Source organism: Segeticoccus rhizosphaerae (assembly GCF_009192725.1).
Lineage (GTDB): Bacteria > Actinomycetota > Actinomycetes > Actinomycetales > Dermatophilaceae > Segeticoccus > Segeticoccus rhizosphaerae.
Genome location: NZ_VOHR01000403.1, coordinates 1 through 3,049 on the forward strand (window position 1 = coordinate 1; position 3,049 = coordinate 3,049).

Annotated in this window: 3 protein-coding genes; all 3 read left to right on the forward strand. The window is 71.5% G+C overall.

Annotated features, from left to right (window positions below):
* Positions 1 to 72 precede the first annotated feature (72 nt).
* The gene (locus tag FRW57_RS19710) at positions 73 to 1,350 is read left to right on the forward strand and encodes a magnesium transporter MgtE N-terminal domain-containing protein (protein WP_137123216.1); all 1,278 of its coding nucleotides are present in this window, start codon (positions 73 to 75) and stop codon (positions 1,348 to 1,350) included.
* Positions 1,343 to 1,954: a DUF1003 domain-containing protein gene (locus tag FRW57_RS19715; RefSeq protein WP_137123217.1), complete on the forward strand. Its 612-nt coding sequence runs from the start codon at positions 1,343 to 1,345 to the stop codon at positions 1,952 to 1,954. Before FRW57_RS19710 ends, FRW57_RS19715 begins: the two co-directional genes overlap by 8 nt.
* Before the next feature lie 9 nt (positions 1,955 to 1,963).
* The coding region (locus FRW57_RS19720) for an Mrp/NBP35 family ATP-binding protein (RefSeq protein WP_152186845.1) at positions 1,964 to 3,049 on the forward strand (1,086 nt) is incomplete at its 3' end.

A 3,049-nucleotide genomic window follows, 5' to 3' on the forward strand; every position in this document is an offset into this window, starting at 1 on the left:
CCCCGGGTGCGCCGTCGCCGCCGCCGCCGAGCCTGACCGGCTCGTCCGGCCTCGCCGGATAGCCTTGCCTGCGTGACCTCGACGACGCGCGTGTTCGTGGCCCGGCTGGCCGGGCTCAGCGTCTTCGACCCGTTGGGCGACGAGGTGGGGCGCGTCCGCGACGTGGTGGTCAGCTTCGGCTCCGTCCGTCGCCCACCGCGGGTCATCGGGCTGGTCGTGGAGGTGCCGGGCCGCCGCCGGGTGTTCGTGCCGATGACCCGCGTCACGAGTGTCGATGCCGGGCAGGTCATCACGACCGGGCTGGTCAACATGCGACGCTTCGAGCAGCGCAGCACCGAGACGCTCGTGCTCGCCGAGCTGCTGGACCGGCAGATCCACGTGTCCTCTCCCGACGACGGCGAGTTCGACGCGACGGTCGAGGACATCGCGATCGAGCAGCAGCGCAGCCGCGACTGGGCCATCGTCAAGGTCTTCTGCCGCAAGGGCAGCCCACAGCGCGGACTCTCCCGGTTCGGGCGCCGGCGCGGCGAGACGGTGCTGGTCGACCTGCACGAGGTCTCCGGGCTGCACGAGCCCGACGCCGGCCAGGGCGCGGCCCGGCTGCTCGAGACGTTCGAGGAGCTCAAGCCCGCCGACCTGGCCGACGCGCTGCACGACCTCAGCCCGAGACGGCGCAGCGAGGTCGCCGCCGCGCTGCCCGACGACAAGCTCGCCGACGTCCTCGAGGAGCTGCCCGAGGACGACCGGGTCGAGATCCTCACCCACCTGGCCACCGACCGGGCCGCCGACGTGCTCGAGGCCATGCAGCCCGACGACGCGGCAGACCTGCTCTCCGAGCTGCCCGCCGAGACGGCCGAGCAGCTGCTGCAGCTGATGGAGCCGGACGATGCGGAGCCACTGCGGCGGCTGCTCACCTACGACGAGGACACCGCCGGCGGCATGATGACCACCGAACCGGTCATCCTCAGCCCCGAGGCCACGGTCGCCGAGGCGCTCGCGGTGGTCCGGCGAGTCGAGCTGTCACCGGCGCTCGCGGCCGCGGTCTTCGTCTGCCGGTCACCGCTGGAGACGCCGACCGGCAAGTGGCTGGGGCTGGTGCACATCCAGCGGCTGCTGCGCGAGCCTCCCCAGGCCGCGGTGGGATCGATCCTGGACAAGGACATCGAGCCGCTCATGGCCAATGCGCCGCTGGGCGTGGTGACCCGCATGATGGCCAACTACAACCTCGTGGCGGTGCCGGTGGCCGACGAGGAGGGGCGGCTGATCGGCGCCGTCACCGTCGACGACGTGCTCGACCACATCCTGCCCGAGGACTGGCGCGAGGAGCGGGACGAGGTGACCCATGGCTGAGCGGTCCCGCCGCTACGAGAGAGACGCAGCACGGCTCGACCAGCCGCGCGAGACGCGTCAGCCGTTCATCCGGCGCCCGAACATGGACCCCGACGCCTTCGGCCGGTTCGCCGAGGGCTTCGCCCGGTTCATGGGCACCGCCCGCTTCCTGGGCTACATGACGGTCTTCGTCATCGTGTGGATCGCCTTCAACCTGGTGGGCCTGTTCGGCCTGAAGTGGGACCCCTACCCCTTCATCCTGCTCAACCTGTTCTTCTCCACCCAGGCGTCGTATGCCGCCCCCCTGATCCTGCTCGCGCAGAACCGGCAGGACGACCGGGACAGGGTGACCATCGAGCAGGACCGGGCCCGCGACGAGCGCAACCTCGCCGACACCGAGTACCTCACCCGTGAGGTCGCCGCGCTGCGCATCGCCATGCGCGACATGGCCACCCGCGACTACCTGCGCTCCGAGCTGCGCAGCCTCCTCGACGACATGGACGACCGGTTCCGGTTGAGCGAGGCGAACGGTGACGCGGCGCGGCCCGATGGCGGGGTCGGCGCATCCGTCACGCGTGCCCGGCGCGAGCAGCCCGAGACCGGTCGCGGTCAACGCACGACCTAGCATGGGGGCATGCCCGCCCCTTCGCACGACGCCCTCATGGCGGCCCTCGCCACGGTCAACGATCCCGAGATCCGCAAGCCCATCACCGAGCTCGACATGGTCGAGTCGGTGGAGGCCACCGAGTCCGGTCATGTGGTCGTGACCGTCCTGCTCACGGTGTCGGGCTGTCCGCTCAAGGACACCATCACGCGTGACACCACCGCCGCCCTGGCGGCGGTCGAGGGCGTGACCGGCGTTGACGTGCGACTCGGCGTCATGTCTCCCGAGCAGCGCAAGCAGCTGCGCGAGAGCCTGCGCGGCGGCGCCGCCGAGCGCGAGATCCCGTTTGCCCAGCCCGGTTCGCTCACGCGGGTGTATGCCGTGGCGTCCGGCAAGGGGGGCGTCGGCAAGTCGTCAGTGACGGTCAACCTGGCCGCTGCGCTGGCCGAGAGCGGCCTGCGGGTCGGCATCGTCGACGCCGACATCTACGGCTTCTCCGTGCCCCGGATGCTGGGGGTCCAGCACAGCCCCACCCAGGTCGACGACATGATCCTGCCTCCGATCGCGCACGAGGTGAAGGTCATCTCGATCGGCATGTTCGTCCCGGGCAACCAGCCGGTCGTGTGGCGTGGCCCGATGCTCCACCGCGCCCTGCAGCAGTTCCTCGGCGACGTGTTCTGGGGCGACCTCGACATCCTGCTCCTCGACCTGCCGCCGGGCACCGGCGACATCGCCATCTCGGTGGCGCAGCTGATCCCCGGCGCCGAGATCCTCGTGGTCACCACGCCGCAGCAGGCAGCCGCGGAGGTGGCCGAGCGGGCCGGCTCGATCGCGCTGCAGACACACCAGCGCATCGTCGGCGTCATCGAGAACATGTCCTGGCTCGAGCTGCCGGACGGCTCGCGGCAGGAGATCTTCGGATCCGGCGGCGGTCAGGTGGTGGCCGACTCGCTGACCCGCTCGGTCGGGGCCGAGGTGCCGCTGCTCGGTCAGATCCCGCTGGACACCCGGCTGCGCGAGGGCGCCGACAACGGCTCCCCGGTGGTGCTGTCCGAGCCGACCACCCCAGCGGCCGTGGCGCTGCGTGGCATCGCCCGCGGACTGCGCACGAGGTCG

Excerpts from the sequence above, each read along its gene's own strand:
- FRW57_RS19715 (WP_137123217.1), top strand. The coding sequence starts at position 1,343 with ATGGCTGAGCGGTCCCGCCGCTACGAGAGAGACGCAGCACGGCTCGAC.